Here is a 17,837-nt window from a genome sequence, read left to right as displayed (position 1 = left end):
GCCATGAACCTGCGCAAAACGCTGCCCTTGCTGCTCTATATCCTGTTTTTGCTGGTGCCGATCTATTGGTTGCTGAACATGTCGTTCAAAAGCAACAACGAAATTCTCGGCGGCCTGACTCTGTGGCCGCAGGATTTTACCTTCGCTAACTATCGGGTGATCTTCACTGACCCCAGTTGGTACAACGGCTATATCAACTCGTTGTACTACGTATGCCTGAACACGGTGATCTCCCTGTGCGTGGCGCTGCCCGCTGCTTATGCGTTCTCGCGTTACCGCTTTCTCGGCGACAAGCACTTGTTCTTCTGGCTGTTGACCAACCGTATGGCGCCACCAGCGGTGTTTCTGCTGCCATTTTTTCAGCTGTATTCGTCCATTGGCCTGTTTGACACGCACATTGCCGTGGCCCTGGCCCACTGCCTGTTCAATGTGCCGTTGGCGGTGTGGATCCTGGAGGGTTTCATGTCTGGGGTGCCAAAGGAAATCGACGAAACCGCCTACATTGATGGCTACAGTTTTCCGCGCTTTTTCCTGAAGATTTTTGTACCACTGATTGGCTCGGGCATCGGCGTTACCGCATTTTTTTGCTTCATGTTTTCCTGGGTCGAGCTGTTGCTGGCGCGCACCCTGACCTCGGTCACCGCCAAGCCCATTGCCGCCGTGATGACCCGCACAGTGTCGGCCTCGGGGATCGATTGGGGCGTGTTGGCTGCTGCTGGGGTGTTGACCATCTTGCCGGGCATGTTGGTGATCTGGTTTGTCCGTAACCATGTGGCCAAGGGCTTTGCCCTGGGCCGGGTCTGAGGAGGCACGCGATGGATTGGATGGCCTGGACCCTGCCGACAGCCGTGCTCTTTACTGGCATTGGCCTGCTACTGCTGGCTATGACCCTGTATGAATTACGCCGCCCGTGCGTCGAGCGCCGCGGCTTTCTGCCGATTGCCACCACTCGTGGCGACCGGTTGTTCATCGGGCTTCTGCTCAGCGCTTACTTGCACCTGCTGGTGATCGGCGTGAGCGACTGGAATCTGTGGGTGGCCTCGCTGCTGTCGGTGGCGTGGCTGTTGGTGGTGATGCGCTGGGGTTAGCCGAACAGAATCGGTCAGGGCCCCTGGGAACAATCAATCGGGAGATCACGATGTTCGACAACAACAAGAACCGGCGACATTTGACCCTGGCCGCCTTGCTCGTGCTCGGCAGCTTCCACGCCAGCGCCTGGGCCGACGCCTATGAAGATGCGGCGAAGAAATGGATCGGCAGCGAGTTCAAACCGTCGACCCTGACCCCGGAGCAGCAGATGGAGGAATTGAAGTGGTTCATCAAGGCCTCGGAGCCGTTTCGTGGGATGAAGATCAATGTGGTATCGGAAACCATCGCCACCCATGAATATGAGTCCAAGGTACTGGCCAAGGCGTTCAGTGAAATCACTGGGATAAAGCTGACCCATGACCTGCTTCAGGAAGGTGATGTGGTGGAAAAGCTGCAGACACAAATGCAGTCGGACAAGAACATCTATGACGGTTGGGTCAACGATTCGGACCTGATCGGCACGCACTTTCGTTATGGCAAGACGCAATCCATTACCGATCTGATGGCCAATGAGGGTAAGAACTACACCTCACCGACCCTGGACCTGAAGGACTTTATCGGCATCTCGTTTACCACTGCGCCGGACGGCAAGGTTTACCAGTTACCCGATCAGCAGTTCGCCAACCTCTATTGGTTCCGTGCCGACTGGTTCGATCGCCCGGACCTCAAAGCCAAGTTCAAGGAAAAGTATGGCTACGATCTGGGTGTGCCGGTTAACTGGTCGGCCTATGAAGACATCGCCAAGTTTTTCAGTGAAGACGTCAAGGAGATCGATGGTAAGCGTGTCTATGGTCACATGGACTACGGCAAGAAAGACCCATCCTTGGGCTGGCGTTTCACCGATGCCTGGTTCTCCATGGCCGGTGGCGGCGACAAAGGCTTACCCAACGGCTTGCCGGTGGATGAGTGGGGCATTCGTGTGGAGGACTGTCACCCGGTTGGCTCCAGTGTCACCCGCGGCGGTGACACCAACGGCCCGGCGGCGGTCTATGCGACGCAAAAGTATGTGGACTGGATGCGTGCCTATGCGCCGCCGGAAGCCCAGGGTATGACCTTCTCCGAATCGGGACCGGTGCCGTCCCAGGGCAACATCGCCCAGCAGATCTTCTGGTACACCGCCTTCACTGCAGATATGACCAAGCCAGGCTTGCCGGTGATGAATGCCGATGGCACGCCGAAATGGCGTATGGCACCGTCGCCCAAGGGACCTTACTGGGAGGAGGGCATGAAGCTGGGGTATCAGGACGCTGGATCCTGGACCTTCCTCAAATCGACCCCGGAAAAACAGCGGCTGGCGGCCTGGTTGTATGCCCAGTTCGTCACCTCGAAGACGGTTTCGCTGAAAAAGACCATTGTCGGCCTGACCCCCATCCGCGAGTCGGATATCAACTCGCAGGCCATGACCGACCTTGCGCCCAAACTCGGTGGGCTGGTGGAGTTCTACCGCAGCCCGGCGCGGGTGCAATGGACCCCGACCGGCACCAACGTGCCTGACTATCCGCGACTGGCGCAGTTGTGGTGGAGCCATATCGCCGAAGCGGCCAGTGGCGAGAAAACTCCGCAAGAGGCGCTGGATGGATTGGCGCGTGACCAGGACAGGATTCTCGAGCGCTTGGAGCGTTCCAAGGCTCAGGCTGCCTGTGCGCCGAAGTTGAACAAGGAGCGCGATGCTCAGTACTGGTTTGACCAGCCGGGTGCACCGAAGCCGAAGCTGGCCAATGAGAAGCCTAAAGGTGAGACGGTCAGCTACAGCGAGCTGCTGAAATCCTGGGAGGCGGCGCGCAAGTAACGCCAAGGGCGGCTCCCACAGTATGGTGTGGACGTGCCAGTGGGCTGCAATCAGGCATAAAAAAACGGCACCTATACAGGTGCCGTTTTTCATCGCCTCATGCCACCTTACTTGTGCAGCGTTTCGGCCGCATACAAGGTGTTTTCCAGCAGGCAGGCACGGGTCATCGGGCCAACGCCACCGGGTACCGGGGTGATCCAGCCAGCGCGGGGCAGGGCGGTCTCGTAGACTACATCGCCGACCAGCTTGCCATCTTCCTGGCGGTTGATGCCGACGTCGATGACAATCGCGCCTTGCTTGATCCACTCACCCTTGACCAGGCCAGGCTTGCCGGCGGCAACCACCACCAGGTCGGCACGGCCGACGTGGCCAGCCAGGTCCTTGGTGAAGCGGTGCGTGACGGTCACGGTGCAGCCGGCCAGCAGCAGTTCCATGGCCATCGGGCGGCCAACGATGTTTGAGGCACCGACGACCACCGCGTTCATGCCATACAGGTCCTGACCGGTGCTTTCCAGCAAGGTCATGATGCCTTTCGGCGTGCACGGGCGCAGCAGTGGGATGCGCTGGGCCAGGCGGCCGACGTTATAAGGATGGAAGCCATCGACATCCTTGTCCGGGCGAATGCGCTCAAGCAGCAGCGAAGCATCGAGGTGGGCCGGCAGCGGCAGCTGCAGCAAGATACCGTCGATGTTCGCATCATCATTAAGACGATCGATCAGATCGGTCAGGTCTTGCTGGGAGGTCTCGCTGGGCAGGTCGAAGGCCTGGGAGATAAAGCCGACTTCTTCACAATCTTTGCGCTTGTGCGAAACATAGACTTGAGAAGCGGGATCGGTGCCGACCAGGATCACTGCCAGGCCTGGAGTACGCAGGCCTTGCTGGCGACGCTCCACGACACGTTGGGCGATCTGCTGGCGCAGGCTGGCGGCGATCGCCTTGCCGTCAATAAGGTGTGCAGTCATGACGCGTGATTAACCATCGAGAGGGAATAAAAAGAGCGCGCATTCTCGCATGAAGGGGGCCGAGGGCAAAGGCGCTTGGTCCGGCTATTCCCCTAAGCCCTTAAATAAAATGAATTTTTTTCAAAAAAGAGTTGACGACCTAACCACTCGTCTATAACATTCGTCGCACTTGTCGGGCAGAGCCTAGCACTGGTTAGCAAGGTCAGGCAGAATGAGCGGATTTGGTAGCTTGTTCGGTACGGCTAAAAGTTAATTTGTAATCGTAACAGAAAGCAGATTAAATATGCGCCCGTAGCTCAGCTGGATAGAGCATCCGCCTTCTAAGCGGATGGTCGCAGGTTCGAGTCCTGCCGGGTGCGCCAATAGGCAGCTTAGGCACAAGTAAAGCGGTAAATGCAATATGGTGGGCGTAGCTCAGTTGGTAGAGCACAGGATTGTGACTCCTGTTGTCGTGGGTTCGATCCCCATCGTCCACCCCATATTCCAAAAGGCGCCCGATGAAAATCTGGCGCCTTTGCTTTAAAAGCTTCACGCGGACGTGGTGAAATTGGTAGACACACTGGATTTAGGTTCCAGCGGCGCAAGCTGTAAGAGTTCGAGTCTCTTCGTCCGCACCATATAAGCTTTCACTGCCCTTCGCTGAAGCGCGAGAAAGCCTCGAAAAAGCCGCCTAGTGCGGTTTTTTTCGTTTCTGGGATTTCATTGCTAGTCGCTCTTTGTGCGGATGAGAGGGCGGGGTGGAAACTGATACTAATTTTGTTACCAATATACGCCTCGATTCTTGGTCTGTGCGCCTTCGCGGTGGTTGTCAGTGCGATGCTCGGGCTCCTAGAATGCAGGCAGGCCTACCGTTGGCAAGGCTCTGCCATTCGGATTTCAAATCCTTCCTCTCTGGTTCGACTCCGACCTTGATCACCACGATTGCAGCCTCACACCTTAATTACGTTGCAGCGCAATTGTGCTCACTTGTACCAACGCCATGGGGCCTCATTGGGTGCTGAGCTTTGGTTGCAGACCTTTTGGGCTAACTAGATCTATGCGTTCGAATCAACTCCTGTATCTACTGTACGGCGACGAAGCATCCTATCGCCACGAGGCGAAATTCAGCATCTTGTCGGCGTTACGTCACAGGCGGGATCCGCACAGCTTCAGTATCACGGTGATGACCGACCAGCCCGCCGAGTTTGTTGGCTGGCCAGTTGATGTTGTGCCGTTGGATGCGCAAACCCTGGCGTCTTGGATTGGGCCCGGGGGCTACCGGCATCGGCGTAAAGCCTGCGCGATACAAGCGGGGGCCGAGCTTGCTGAAAAGACCATTTTCATCGATACCGATACGGTGTTTGTCGGCGATCCGGCTGAGCTGTTTCGACGAGTCGGTGATGGCCGCTTCCTGATGGATGAATTCGAAATGGTGTGGGCCGAAGCCTGTCAGCGTAGTGAGTACTTGGCGTTTGCCCGGGAATTGGCGCTGCACAATCAATCACCTGCCCCTGGGTTGCGCCTTTTTAATAGTGGTGTGTGTGGGCTGACCAAGTCGAACGCTCACCTGCTGGGGGATGTCATCAAGCTGATTGATCGCTGGGCGCACCATGGTCAACTGCTATTCACGCTCGAGCAGATCGCTGTTTCCATTGTTCTCAGCGATAAGAAAATCGTCGAGGCAAGCGATTGCATTCATCACTATTTTTCCGTCAAGCGTTTCTACCATGCAATGCTCAAGGTGTTCTTTGCGCGCCAGGGAGAAGCCTTTCGTGATGAATTGCTTCGTTTGAGCTTCCAGGTGCCGAATAGGCTTGCGCGAAACTCGCTGCGGGAGCGTCTTCGTATGAAGTGGGTGTTGAGGCGTTGTGGTGCAGCGTCCCGAAAGATTGCGAAGTTTTATTTTTTGGGGAAAAACGCTGAGCGTTGCGCCTATCTGCGGGCTTGTCGGCCGCTCTGGTGGGAGAAGGCACTGGATGAGCTTGAAATAATGGGGGCAGAATCTCGTCAGTTGAAAGTGCTCAGTTCGTTGTGGTGCTCGGATCAGGCGTTTTTAGCCTTCGCGGCCGAGCGGGGTGTGCGGGTGGTGGTGTAGCGTGTATTGCTTTGGTTGTCAGTTGCCTGTGCGCTTATGCACTGGTGGCAAGGGGGCAAAAGCTGATAGATTTCAGCTGGTTGAGGCCGTTGCTAGCGGCAAGGTAGTGAGGATAGCTCGATGATTTCCAAAGAACACCAGGCCAGCGCGCTGCAGCGATTTGCCGCAGCCAATCCGCAGCTACTCGAAGAGATTGCCGGGCTCAGTGCCCATGAGCAGCAACAGCAGCTTGAGTGGGCCTTCGAAGATGCCGCGCAAGAGCAGGGGCTAGAGCCTTGGGAATTGACCCTGCAACTGATTGCCAGCTCTGACGATGAGCTCAAGGCCATGCGTCTTGAGGTGCATCGGGAGGTGGCTCAGGCGCTGGGTATGGAGTGGCAAGAGTATTGCAATTTCAACGAGATTGATGACGCGGCGCCCTAGGCGCTGGTGTTCGTTCTCGTAGAATTTTGACAAGTATTTCTGGCTGGCTGAGGTTGCGCTCGTCACCTTGATCGAGGGTGGTGTGCAGGCCTTGGGTAGCGGGTCTTGAGCGCCGCTGGGCAAGGTTTTTGCCGGGGGCTGTAAATGAAATGGACCGGCGTACTTTCCCGTCGTCTTGAACGGGGTGACTTCTGGTCTTTGAGCCACTAGAATGCTTGCCCTTGATTCTGGAGTCGGGTATCGCCGGCTAACGTCTGTGCAACGAGGAATATCCATGCAAGTTTCTGTTGAAAATACTTCTGCTCTCGAGCGTCGCATGACCATCGCCGTCCCGGCCGAGCGCGTTGAGACCGAAGTCAACAAGCGTCTGCAACAGACTGCCCGTCGTGCCAAGGTTCCGGGCTTCCGTCCTGGTAAAGTGCCGATGAGCGTGATCCGTCAGCGCTACGAAGACGCCGCCCGTCAGGAAGCCTTCGGTGACCTGGTTCAGGCATCCTTCTACGAAGCCGTGGTTGAGCAGAAGCTGAACCCCGCTGGCGCCCCTGCCGTCGAGCCTAAGTCATTCGAAAAGGGCAAGGACCTGGAATACGTCGCCATCTTCGAAGTGTTCCCTGAGTTCACTGTTGCCGGTTTTGACTCGATCGCTGTCGAGCGCCTGAGCGCCGAAGTGGCCGATGCCGACCTGGACAACATGCTGGAAGTGCTGCGCAAGCAGAACGTTCGTTTCGAAGCCGCTGATCGCGCTGCCCAGAACGAAGACCAGTTGAACATCGATTTCGTCGGCAAGGTCGACGGTGAAGTGTTCGCCGGTGGTTCGGCCAAAGGTACTCAGCTGGTGCTGGGTTCCGGCCGCATGATCCCAGGCTTCGAAGAAGGTCTGGTAGGCGCCAAGGCGGGTGAAGAGCGCGTTCTGAACCTGTCCTTCCCAGAGGACTACCAGAACCTGGACTTGGCTGGCAAAGCCGCCGAGTTCACCGTTACCGTCAACAGCGTTTCCGAGCCTAAGCTGCCAGAGCTGAACGAAGAGTTCTTCGCCCAGTTCGGCATCAAAGAAACTGGCATCGACGGTTTCCGCACCGAAGTTCGCAAGAATATGGAGCGTGAACTGCGTCAGGCGATCAAAACCAAGGTCAAGAACCAGGTAATGGACGGCCTGCTGGCTGCCAACCCGATCGAAGTGCCAAAGGCCCTGCTGGAAAACGAAGTGAACCGCCTGCGCGTTCAAGCCGTTCAGCAGTTCGGTGGCAACATCAAGCCTGAGCAACTGCCGGCTGAGCTGTTCGAAGAGCAAGCCAAGCGTCGCGTCGTGCTGGGTCTGATCGTCGCTGAAGTGGTCAAGCAGAACGACCTGAAGCCGGATGAAGCCCGCGTTCGTGAAATGATCCAGGAAATGGCCTCGGCTTACCAAGAGCCTGAGCAGGTCGTCGCTTGGTACTACAAGAACGACCAGCAACTGAACGAAGTGCGTTCGGTTGTGCTGGAAGAACAAGTTGTGGATACTGTTCTGCAGAAAGCGACTGTGACCGACAAATCGGTCTCTTACGAAGAAGCTATCAAGCCAGCACAGGCTCCTGCCGCTGACTGATTTCCTTCTCTCGTAGGAAAACACCACAAGCCAGCCTTCGAGCTGGCTTGTGCGTATTCAAGACATGACTATTTGGGAGTGAGTGCAGGACATGTCCCGCAATTCTTATTATCAGCAGAGCTCTGACATCCAGGCCGCAGGCGGCTTGGTCCCGATGGTTATCGAGCAATCCGCTCGTGGCGAACGTGCCTATGACATCTACTCGCGCCTTCTCAAGGAGCGGGTGATCTTCCTGGTCGGCCCGGTAGAGGACTACATGGCCAACCTGATCGCGGCGCAATTGCTGTTCCTTGAAGCGGAAAACCCGGACAAGGATATCCATCTCTACATCAACTCACCGGGTGGTTCGGTGACTGCAGGCATGTCGATCTACGACACCATGCAGTTCATCAAGCCTGATGTTTCCACCACTTGCATTGGCCAGGCCTGCTCCATGGGTGCTTTCCTGCTCGCTGCCGGTGCCAAAGGCAAGCGTCACTGCCTGCCGAACTCGCGGGTAATGATTCACCAGCCTCTGGGTGGTTTCCAGGGCCAGGCGACCGATATCGAAATCCACGCCAAGGAAATCCTGTCCATCAAGTCGCGCTTGAACGAGTTGCTGGCCTACCACACCGGTCAGGAGCTGGAAACCATCAAGCGTGATACCGAACGCGACAACTTTATGAGCGCGCAACGTGCCGCCGAGTACGGCCTGATCGACTCGGTACACGACAAGCGGCAAATGGCTGTCTGATAAGGCGCCAAAGCAGGTGGTTGGGCGTTCCCGCCACCTGTGGGCTTGAAAAAGCCCACAATTGCCTTCATCTTGTGTTGCAAGCCTACCGGATTGGATCGATCGAATGACTGACACCCGTAACGGCGAGGACAACGGCAAATTGCTCTATTGCTCCTTCTGCGGCAAAAGCCAGCATGAAGTGCGCAAGCTGATTGCCGGCCCCTCGGTATTTATTTGCGACGAGTGCGTCGACCTGTGCAACGACATCATCCGTGAGGAGGTGCAAGAAGCCCAGGCCGAGAGCAGCGCGCATAAACTGCCTTCGCCGAAAGAAATCAGCACCATCCTGGACCAATATGTGATTGGTCAGGAGCGTGCGAAAAAGGTCCTGGCCGTAGCGGTGTACAACCACTACAAGCGCCTGAACCAACGCGACAAGAAGAACGACGATGTCGAACTCGGCAAGAGTAATATCCTGCTGATCGGTCCGACGGGCTCGGGTAAAACCCTGCTCGCCGAAACCCTCGCACGTCTGTTGAATGTACCGTTCACCATCGCCGATGCCACCACCCTGACCGAAGCCGGTTATGTCGGTGAAGACGTCGAGAACATCATTCAGAAGCTGCTGCAAAAGTGCGACTACGATGTGGAAAAAGCCCAGATGGGTATCGTCTACATCGACGAAATCGACAAGATTTCGCGTAAGTCCGACAACCCGTCGATCACCCGTGACGTTTCGGGTGAGGGTGTGCAACAGGCGCTGCTCAAGCTGATCGAAGGCACGGTTGCCTCGGTACCGCCGCAAGGTGGCCGCAAGCACCCGCAGCAGGAATTCCTGCAGGTCGATACGCGTAACATCCTGTTCATCTGTGGCGGTGCCTTCTCGGGCCTGGAGAAAGTCATCCAGAACCGCTCCACTCGCGGCGGCATTGGCTTTGGTGCCGAAGTGCGCAGCAAGGAGGAGGGCAAGAAGGTCGGTGAATCGCTGCGTGAGGTCGAGCCTGACGATCTGGTCAAGTTCGGTCTGATCCCGGAGTTCGTCGGTCGACTGCCGGTGCTGGCCACCCTCGACGAGCTCGACGAAGCTGCTTTGATGCAGATTCTTACCGAGCCGAAGAACGCCCTCACCAAGCAGTACGCCAAGCTGTTCGAGATGGAAGGTGTAGACCTGGAGTTCCGTAGCGACGCGCTCAAATCCGTGGCCCGCAAGGCCCTGGAGCGCAAGACCGGTGCCCGTGGCCTGCGTTCGATCCTCGAAGGCATCCTGCTCGATACCATGTATGAGATTCCTTCGCAGAAGGATGTCAGCAAGGTTGTGATCGACGAGAGCGTCATCGATGGCTCTTCGCAGCCGCTGTTGATTTACGAGAACAGCGAGCCGCAAGCCAAAGCTGCACCCGACGTCTGAGTCGCCAAACGGCTCGAAACTGCAAGGGGCCTTCGGGCCCCTTTGCTTTTCCTGTCGTAGAGCTTGTTTTTTTGCGGGGCTGCCCCCACATTAACTCCACGCTCATATTCCACCGGTTTCCGGCCACAAGGCCGCTGTAGAGGCGAAATCATGAAGACCACCCTCGACTTGCCTCTTTTGCCATTGCGCGATGTCGTCGTCTATCCGCACATGGTTATCCCACTGTTTGTGGGGCGCGAGAAGTCCATCGAAGCCCTCGAGGCCGCAATGACGGGCGAAAAGCAGATCCTCCTGCTGGCCCAGAAGAACCCCGCTGATGACGATCCAGGCGAAGACGCCCTGTACCGCGTCGGTACCATTGCCACTGTCCTGCAACTGCTGAAACTGCCCGATGGCACCGTCAAGGTCCTGGTCGAAGGTGAGCAGCGCGGTGCAGTCGAACGTTTCAACGAAGTTGACGGCCATATTCGTGCCGAGGTTTCGCTGATTGACGAGTCGCAGACCGCCGAGCGCGAGTCTGAAGTCTTCGTTCGTAGCTTGTTGTCACAATTCGAACAATACGTTCAGCTGGGCAAAAAAGTCCCGGCTGAAGTGCTGTCGTCGCTCAACAGCATCGATGAGCCAGGTCGCCTGGTCGATACTATGGCCGCGCACATGGCGCTGAAGATCGAACAGAAGCAGGAAATCCTCGAGATCCTCGACCTGGCCACCCGTGTTGAGCACGTCATGGCCCTGCTGGATGCTGAAATTGACCTGCTGCAGGTCGAAAAGCGCATCCGCGGACGGGTCAAAAAACAAATGGAGCGCAGTCAGCGCGAGTACTACCTGAATGAGCAGATGAAGGCCATTCAGAAAGAGCTCGGCGACAGCGAAGAAGGCCACAACGAAGTCGAAGAGCTGAAAAAGCGTCTCGACGCCGCTGGCCTGCCAAAAGATGCCTACGCCAAGGCTCAGGCCGAGCTGAACAAGCTCAAGCAGATGTCGCCGATGTCAGCTGAAGCCACTGTCGTGCGTTCGTACCTGGACTGGCTGGTGCAGGTGCCGTGGAAGGCCCAGAGCAAGGTGCGCCTGGACCTGGCCAAGGCTGAAGAGATTCTCGACGCCGATCATTACGGTCTGGAAGAGGTCAAGGAGCGCATCCTTGAGTACCTCGCCGTGCAAAAGCGGGTGAAGAAGATCCGTGGCCCGGTGCTGTGCCTGGTCGGTCCTCCAGGTGTGGGTAAAACTTCCCTGGCGGAATCCATCGCCAGCGCGACCAACCGCAAGTTCGTGCGCATGGCCCTGGGTGGCGTGCGTGACGAGGCTGAAATTCGTGGTCACCGGCGTACCTACATCGGTTCGATGCCGGGCCGCCTGATTCAGAAAATGACCAAGGTTGGTGTGCGCAACCCGCTGTTCCTGCTCGATGAAATCGACAAAATGGGCAGCGACATGCGTGGTGATCCGGCGTCGGCGTTGCTTGAGGTGCTCGACCCCGAGCAGAACCACAACTTCAACGATCACTATCTGGAAGTCGATTACGACCTTTCCGATGTGATGTTCCTCTGTACTTCCAACTCGATGAACATCCCGCCAGCATTGCTGGACCGTATGGAAGTCATCCGTCTGCCGGGTTACACCGAAGACGAAAAGATCAACATCGCGGTCAAGTACCTGACGCCTAAGCAGATCAAGGCCAACGGCCTGAAAAAGGGCGAACTGGAAGTTGACGTCACGGCGATTCGCGACATCATTCGCTACTACACCCGTGAAGCCGGTGTACGGGGCCTGGAGCGCCAGATCGCCAAGGTCTGCCGCAAGGTGGTCAAGGAGCATTCCGGCCTCAAGCAGGTGGCCGTCAAGGTCACGGGTGAGCAGCTGGAGCACTTCCTTGGGGTGCGCAAGTTCCGCTATGGCTTGGCTGAGCAACAGGATCAGGTCGGTCAGGTTACCGGTCTGGCCTGGACCCAGGTCGGTGGCGAGTTGCTGACCATTGAAGCCGCCGTTATTCCGGGTAAGGGTCAATTGATCAAGACCGGCTCTCTGGGCGATGTCATGGTCGAGTCGATTACCGCTGCACAGACAGTTGTCCGTAGCCGGGCGAGAAGCCTGGGTATTGCGGCCGACTTCCACGAGAAGCGCGACACCCACATCCACATGCCCGAAGGTGCGACGCCCAAGGATGGTCCAAGTGCCGGTATTGGCATGTGTACCGCCCTGGTTTCGGCCCTGACGCAAATTCCGGTACGTGCGGATGTCGCCATGACGGGTGAAATTACCTTGCGTGGACAGGTGCTGGCTATCGGTGGTTTGAAAGAAAAACTGCTGGCCGCTCACCGTGGTGGAATCAAGACGGTGATCATTCCTGAAGAGAATGTGCGCGATTTGAAGGAAATTCCTGAGAATATTAAGCAGGATCTTCAGATTAAACCGGTCAAATGGATTGACGAAGTCCTCCAAATTGCGCTGCAATACGCCCCGGAGCCCTTGCCAGATGTGGCTCCGGAGATTGTCGCCAAGGATGAAAAGCGCGACAGCGATTCCAAGGAACGAATTAGCACGCATTAGTACGTATTTGGCTGGGGGGCTTCCTTGACAGTATTTTCAGGCCCTTGTTATAAAAGCGGCACTTAAGCGTCATTAGGCCACCCAGCGCTTGTTTAGCTTTTCATTACATACTTAGATACAAACTCAATAGAGATATAAGGGGACTTAGAGTGAACAAGTCGGAACTGATTGACGCTATCGCCGCTTCTGCTGATATTTCGAAAGCTAGCGCTGGCAAAGCGCTGGACGCCGTAATTGAATCCGTCACCGGCGCCCTGAAGGCAGGTGATTCTGTGGTACTGGTAGGTTTCGGTACCTTCTCCGTTACCGATCGCCCAGCGCGCACCGGCCGTAACCCGCAAACCGGCAAGACGCTGGAAATCCCTGCTGCCAAGAAGCCAGGCTTCAAGGCTGGCAAGGCTCTGAAAGAAGCCGTCAACTAAGACCTTCCTTCAGGCTTACGCCTAACCAAGCCAGGCTCATGCCTGGCTTGGTTGCTGAATGTCGGGAAACGCTGAAACGCACCTGATGTTTGGTCGGTTACGAGAAGGCGCATCTTCGGATGCGCCTTTCTTCTATCAGGAATCTACCCACGCTCCACGGTTGGTTCATTCAGTACAACCGTTTCTGGGGGACGCATGCTGCAGAATATCAGGGACAATTCACAAGGTTGGATTGCCAAGACCATCATCGGTGTCATCGTAGCCTTGATGGCACTGACCGGCTTCGATGCCATCTTCCAGGCCACCACCAACAGCCAGGACGCTGCCAAGGTCAATGGTCAAACCATTAGCCAGAACGAGCTGAGCCAGGCGGTCGACATGCAACGTCGGCAGCTGTTGCAACAGCTGGGCAAGGATTTCGATCCGTCGCTGCTCGACGACAAAATGCTGCGCGAAGCTGCGCTCAAAGGGCTGATCGATCGCAAACTGCTGCTTCAAGGCGCGGAAGACGCCAAGTTCGCCTTCTCCGAAGCCGCGCTTGATCAACTGATCCTGCAGACGCCTGAGTTTCAGGTTGATGGCAAGTTCAGTGCCGAGCGTTTCGACCAGGTGATTCGTCAGATGGGCTACGGCCGTCTGCAATTCCGCGAAATGCTGGCTCAGGAAATGCTTATCGGTCAATTGCGCGCGGGCTTGGCCGGCAGCGGTTTTGTCACCGATGACCAGGTCAATGCTTTTGCTCGCCTGGAAAAGCAGACCCGTGATTTCGCTTCGCTGACCTTCAAGGCCGACCCGGCTGCAGTCAAGGTTACCGACGAGCAGATCAAGGCGCACTACGACCAACATGCCAAAGAGTTCATGAGCCCAGATCAGGTGGTCATTGACTACATCGAGCTGAAGAAATCTGCATTCTTCGATCAGGTCACTGTCGATGAAGGCGAGCTCAAGGCGCTGTACGAGAAAGAAATCGCCAACCTGGCCGAGCAGCGTCATGCCGCGCACATCCTCATCGAAGTCAATGACAAGGTGAACGAAGCTCAGGCCAAAGCGAAGATCGAAGAGATCCAGCAGCGTCTGGCCAAAGGTGAAGACTTTGCCACCCTGGCCAAGGAATTCTCCCAGGATCCAGGTTCGGCCAATAACGGCGGTGACCTCGGTTATGCCGGGCAGGGCGTTTATGATCCAGCCTTCGAAGAGGCGCTGTATGCGCTGAACAAGGATCAGGTCTCGGCGCCGGTACGCACTGAATACGGCTTTCACCTGATCAAGCTGTTGGATGTGCAGGCCCCTGAAGTGCCAACGTTCGCCAGCCTCAAGGACAAGCTGACCCGTGAGCTGAAAACCCAGCAGGTTGAACAGCGCTTTGTCGAAGTGACCAAGCAGCTCGAAGATGCTGCGTTCGAAGCGTCCGATCTGGCACAACCTGCCCAGGAGCTGGGCCTGAAGGTGCAGTCCGCTCCGGCGTTCGGCCGTGAGGGTGGCGAAGGCATCACCGCCAACCGCGCCGTGGTCCAGGCCGCTTTTAGCACTGAGGTGCTGGAAGAGGGTGCCAACAGCACTGCCATCGAACTGGATCCGGAAACCATCGTGGTCCTGCGTGTCAAAGAGCACCGCAAGCCTGAGCAACTGGGCTTGGAACTGGTCTCCGAGAGCATCCGCAAGCACCTGGCTCAAGAGCAGGCCACTGCCGCTGTGAAAGCCAAGGCTGATGCCCTGATCGTTGGTTTGCGTGACGGCAGCATCGCTGTTGACGCTGGCCACGAAGGTCAGAGCTGGAAGGTCCAGGAAGCGGTCTCGCGCAGCCAGGAGGGCATCGATCCGGTCGAGCTGCAGGCGGTGTTCCGCATGAGCAAGCCTGAAGCCAAGGATAAGCCGGTCTACAGCAGCGTTGCGCTCAATGATGGCAGCCTGGTTGTGCTGCGTCTGAATGGCGTTAACGAAGGTGCTGCGGCCACCGAAGAAGAGAAAGCGACCTATCGCCGCTTCCTCGCTTCGCGTGCCGGTCAGCAGGACTTTGCCGCTTACCGCAAACAGCTGGAAGCCAAAGCGGACATCACTCGCTACTGAGTGATCCCCGCTTGAAACAGAAAAGGCCGCATAAGCGGCCTTTTCTGTTTGTGACATCCAGTGTAGCCAGTGAGCTGTCGTCAGACTGCGGCGACCCATCAATTAGCGCTCACAGTGGTGCAGGCTTCTACGCCTTTGCTGGTGCCAGGAAAGCAGCTTCCAGCAGTTGTCGGGTATAGGTATGTTGCGGTGCGGCAAAGATATCCGCCGCAGCCCCTTGCTCCACTACCTTGCCTTGTTTAACCACCATTAACTGATGACTCAAGGCTTTGACCACCGCCAGGTCATGGCTGATGAACAGGTAGGTCAGGTTGTACTTGCTCTGCAGGGAGCGCAACAGCTCGACCACTTGCCGCTGCACCGTGCGGTCCAGGGCCGACGTCGGTTCGTCCAGGAGGATCAACGCCGGTTTGAGTACCAGTGCGCGGGCGATGGCGATGCGCTGGCGCTGGCCTCCGGAAAACTCATGGGGGTAGCGGTGCCGGGCCTGGGGATCCAGGCCTACTTCCTGTAGGGCGGCAATGATTGCCTGTTCTTGCTCAGCCGCTGTCCCCATGCGATGAATGCGCAGGCCTTCGCCAACGATGTCGCTGACACACATGCGGGGGCTGAGGCTGCCAAACGGATCCTGGAAGACCACCTGCATCTGCCGTCGCAACGGGCGTACCTGCTGTTGATTCAAACCTTCAAGTGCAGTGCCCTGAAAGCGAATGGCGCCCCGGCTGCCGAGCAGGCGCAGGATAGCCAAGCCGAGGGTGGATTTACCCGAGCCACTTTCACCGACGATGCCCAGGGTCTGCCCCTGGGGTAGGCTGAAATTGATGCCGTCGACCGCCTTGACGTGATCGACGGTGCGCCGCAGCAAACCCTTCTTGATCGGGAACCAGACACGCAGGTCTTCAACCTCGAGCATCGGTTGGCCTGCCGGGTTATCGGCCGGGCCGCCGCTAGGCTCGGCACCCAGGAGCATCTGTGTATAGGGGTGTTGCGGACTGTGGAACAACGTCGCGCAGTCAGCCTGTTCAACGATGCAGCCGCGCTGCATCACGCATACCCGATGAGCGACGCGCTTGACCAGATTCAGGTCGTGGCTGATTAGCAGCAGGGCCATGCCCAGCCGTGCCTGCAGCGACTTGAGCAATTCAAGGATCTTCAACTGGACGGTGACGTCCAAGGCTGTAGTCGGTTCGTCGGCAATCAGCAGCTCCGGCTCGTTGGCCAGGGCCATGGCAATCATTACTCGCTGCCGCTGGCCGCCTGAGAGCTCGTGTGGCAGGGCTTTAAGGCGCTTGTGTGGCTCGGGGATGCCTACCAGGTCAAGCAGCTCCAGCGTGCGTGCAGTGGCCTCCTTGCCGCGCAGGCCTTTATGCAGCAACAGGATCTCGTTGATCTGCTTTTCAATGTTGTGCAGGGGGTTGAGCGAGGTCATCGGTTCTTGAAAGATCATAGCGATGCGGTTGCCACGAATACCGCGCAGCTGCTTTTCATCCAGGGTCAGCATGTCGCGCCCTTGGTAGCGAATGGTCCCGGACGGATGGCGGGCCAGCGGGTAGGGCAAAAGGCGCAATATCGAATGGGCGGTCACCGACTTGCCTGAACCGCTCTCGCCGACCAGGGCCAGGGTTTCGCCGCGGCGAATGTCGAAGCTGATGCCTTCGACCACACGCTGCACCTGGTCACCGGAGATAAACTCGACGGCCAGGTCGCGCACTTCGATCAAGGTTTCGTCGCTCATGTTATTTCCTCGGGTCGAAGGCATCGCGGGCGGATTCACCAATAAACACCAGCAGGCTGAGCATCAACGCTAGTACGGCGAAGGCGCTGATGCCCAGCCATGGCGCCTGTAGGTTGGACTTGCCTTGCGCCACCAGCTCGCCCAGCGATGGCGCGCCGGGCGGCAAGCCGAAGCCGAGGAAATCCAGAGCGGTCAAGGTGCCAATGGCACCGGTGAGGATGAACGGCATGAAGGTCATGGTCGAGATCATCGCGTTGGGCAGGATGTGCCGGAACATGATAGGCCCGTCCTGCATACCCAGGGCACGAGCCGCGCGGACGTACTCCAAGTTGCGCCCGCGCAGAAATTCGGCGCGCACCACATCCACCAGGCTCATCCAGGAGAACAGCAGCATGATCCCCAGCAGCCACCAGAAGTTGGGCTGAACGAAACTGGCGAGGATGATCAGCAGGTACAACACCGGCAGGCCCGACCAGATCTCCAGAAAACGTTGTCCGGCCAGGTCCACCCAGCCGCCATAGAAACCCTGCAGGGCGCCGGCCAGCACGCCGATGATCGAGCTGAGAATGGTCAGGGTCAGGGCGAACAGCACTGAGATGCGAAAACCGTAAATGACTCGAGCGAGTACGTCACGGCCCTGGTCGTCGGTGCCCAGCCAGTTCTGCATCGAGGGCGGTGCAGGCGCGGGGACTTTGAGGTCATAGTTGATGCTCTGGTAACTGAACGGGATCGGCGCCCACAGCACCCAGCTGTCTTTGGCGGCCAGCAGTTCACGGATGTAGGGGCTCTTGTAGTTGGCTTCCAAGGGAAATTCGCCGCCGAAGGTGGTTTCCGGGTAACGCTTGAGGGCCGGGAAATACCATTCGCCGTCGTAACGTACCGCCAGGGGTTTATCGTTGGCGATCAGTTCGGCGCCCAGGCTCAGGCCGAACAGGATCAGGAACAGCCATAGCGACCACCAGCCACGACGATTGGCCTTGAAGCGCTCGAAGCGCCGACGGTTGAGCGGGGACAGGTTCAT

General features: G+C 57.4%; 14 protein-coding genes and 3 tRNA genes. 14 read left to right on the top strand and 3 right to left on the bottom strand.

Translation table 11 applies throughout. From position 1 onward, the window contains the following. The first annotated feature begins 3 nt into the window (after positions 1–3). The 3 genes from ACQRAX_RS02440 to ACQRAX_RS02430 are packed head-to-tail and all read left to right on the top strand — an operon-like array spanning position 4 to position 2,878. Positions 4–804: a carbohydrate ABC transporter permease gene (locus tag ACQRAX_RS02440; RefSeq protein WP_412038368.1), complete on the top strand. Its 801-nt coding sequence runs from the start codon at positions 4–6 to the stop codon at positions 802–804. Between the two features lie 11 nt (positions 805–815). Further along, positions 816–1,088 carry a DUF2160 domain-containing protein gene (locus ACQRAX_RS02435; protein WP_412038369.1) on the top strand — a complete coding sequence of 91 codons (273 nt, stop codon included), beginning with the start codon at positions 816–818 and terminating at the stop codon, positions 1,086–1,088. Positions 1,089–1,138: 50 nt separating this feature from the next. Beyond that, positions 1,139–2,878, top strand: a complete 1,740-nt coding sequence (locus ACQRAX_RS02430) for a carbohydrate ABC transporter substrate-binding protein (protein ID WP_412038370.1) — start codon at positions 1,139–1,141, stop codon at positions 2,876–2,878. Positions 2,879–2,985: 107 nt separating this feature from the next. Here ACQRAX_RS02430 and folD read toward each other — a convergent pair whose 3' ends face one another. Further along, on the bottom strand, positions 2,986–3,840 hold the full coding sequence (gene folD, locus ACQRAX_RS02425) for a bifunctional methylenetetrahydrofolate dehydrogenase/methenyltetrahydrofolate cyclohydrolase FolD (RefSeq protein WP_412038371.1): 855 nt from the start codon (positions 3,838–3,840) through the stop codon (positions 2,986–2,988). A 285-nt stretch (positions 3,841–4,125) separates the two neighbouring features. Here folD and ACQRAX_RS02420 point away from each other — a divergent pair. The 11 genes from ACQRAX_RS02420 (at position 4,126) to ACQRAX_RS02370 (ending at position 15,081) form a co-directional block, all read left to right on the top strand. Further along, positions 4,126–4,202 (top strand) — tRNA-Arg (locus ACQRAX_RS02420). Between the two features lie 41 nt (positions 4,203–4,243). Next, positions 4,244–4,319, top strand: a tRNA-His gene (locus ACQRAX_RS02415). A 53-nt stretch (positions 4,320–4,372) separates the two neighbouring features. Beyond that, positions 4,373–4,457 (top strand) — tRNA-Leu (locus tag ACQRAX_RS02410). A gap of 419 nt (positions 4,458–4,876) precedes the next feature. Next, positions 4,877–5,914, top strand: coding sequence for a hypothetical protein (locus tag ACQRAX_RS02405; protein ID WP_412038372.1), 1,038 nt, complete (start codon positions 4,877–4,879; stop codon positions 5,912–5,914). A gap of 120 nt (positions 5,915–6,034) precedes the next feature. Continuing rightward, positions 6,035–6,337: a DUF6388 family protein gene (locus ACQRAX_RS02400; protein ID WP_412038373.1), complete on the top strand. Its 303-nt coding sequence runs from the start codon at positions 6,035–6,037 to the stop codon at positions 6,335–6,337. A gap of 274 nt (positions 6,338–6,611) precedes the next feature. Then, positions 6,612–7,922 (top strand): trigger factor, encoded by a 1,311-nt coding sequence (tig, locus tag ACQRAX_RS02395; RefSeq protein ID WP_412038374.1) that lies wholly within the window; start codon positions 6,612–6,614, stop codon positions 7,920–7,922. A 91-nt stretch (positions 7,923–8,013) separates the two neighbouring features. Next, positions 8,014–8,655 (top strand): ATP-dependent Clp endopeptidase proteolytic subunit ClpP, encoded by a 642-nt coding sequence (gene clpP / locus ACQRAX_RS02390; protein ID WP_045188693.1) that lies wholly within the window; start codon positions 8,014–8,016, stop codon positions 8,653–8,655. Between the two features lie 106 nt (positions 8,656–8,761). After that, a complete protein-coding gene (gene clpX / locus ACQRAX_RS02385) occupies positions 8,762–10,045 on the top strand; it encodes an ATP-dependent Clp protease ATP-binding subunit ClpX (protein WP_412038375.1) in 1,284 nt (427 codons plus the stop codon). 150 nt (positions 10,046–10,195) lie between these two features. Then, on the top strand, positions 10,196–12,592 hold the full coding sequence (gene lon, locus ACQRAX_RS02380; protein WP_412038376.1) for an endopeptidase La: 2,397 nt from the start codon (positions 10,196–10,198) through the stop codon (positions 12,590–12,592). A gap of 149 nt (positions 12,593–12,741) precedes the next feature. Then, positions 12,742–13,014 carry an HU family DNA-binding protein gene (locus tag ACQRAX_RS02375; RefSeq protein WP_010224366.1) on the top strand — a complete coding sequence of 91 codons (273 nt, stop codon included), beginning with the start codon at positions 12,742–12,744 and terminating at the stop codon, positions 13,012–13,014. A 195-nt stretch (positions 13,015–13,209) separates the two neighbouring features. After that, positions 13,210–15,081, top strand: coding sequence for a SurA N-terminal domain-containing protein (locus tag ACQRAX_RS02370; RefSeq protein WP_412038377.1), 1,872 nt, complete (start codon positions 13,210–13,212; stop codon positions 15,079–15,081). Between the two features lie 127 nt (positions 15,082–15,208). Here the strand turns inward: ACQRAX_RS02370 and ACQRAX_RS02365 are convergent, their stop codons facing one another. Further along, positions 15,209–16,816: an ABC transporter ATP-binding protein gene (locus tag ACQRAX_RS02365; protein WP_412038378.1), complete on the bottom strand. Its 1,608-nt coding sequence runs from the start codon at positions 16,814–16,816 to the stop codon at positions 15,209–15,211. Between the two features lies 1 nt (position 16,817). After that, positions 16,818–17,837 (bottom strand): ABC transporter permease, encoded by a 1,020-nt coding sequence (locus ACQRAX_RS02360; RefSeq protein WP_412038379.1) that lies wholly within the window; start codon positions 17,835–17,837, stop codon positions 16,818–16,820.

The organism is Pseudomonas sp. UM16, from assembly GCF_050312595.1.
GTDB lineage: Bacteria > Pseudomonadota > Gammaproteobacteria > Pseudomonadales > Pseudomonadaceae > Aquipseudomonas.
Note: the sequence above shows the minus strand (reverse complement) of the source record. Positions and strands in the feature narration are given on the sequence as shown.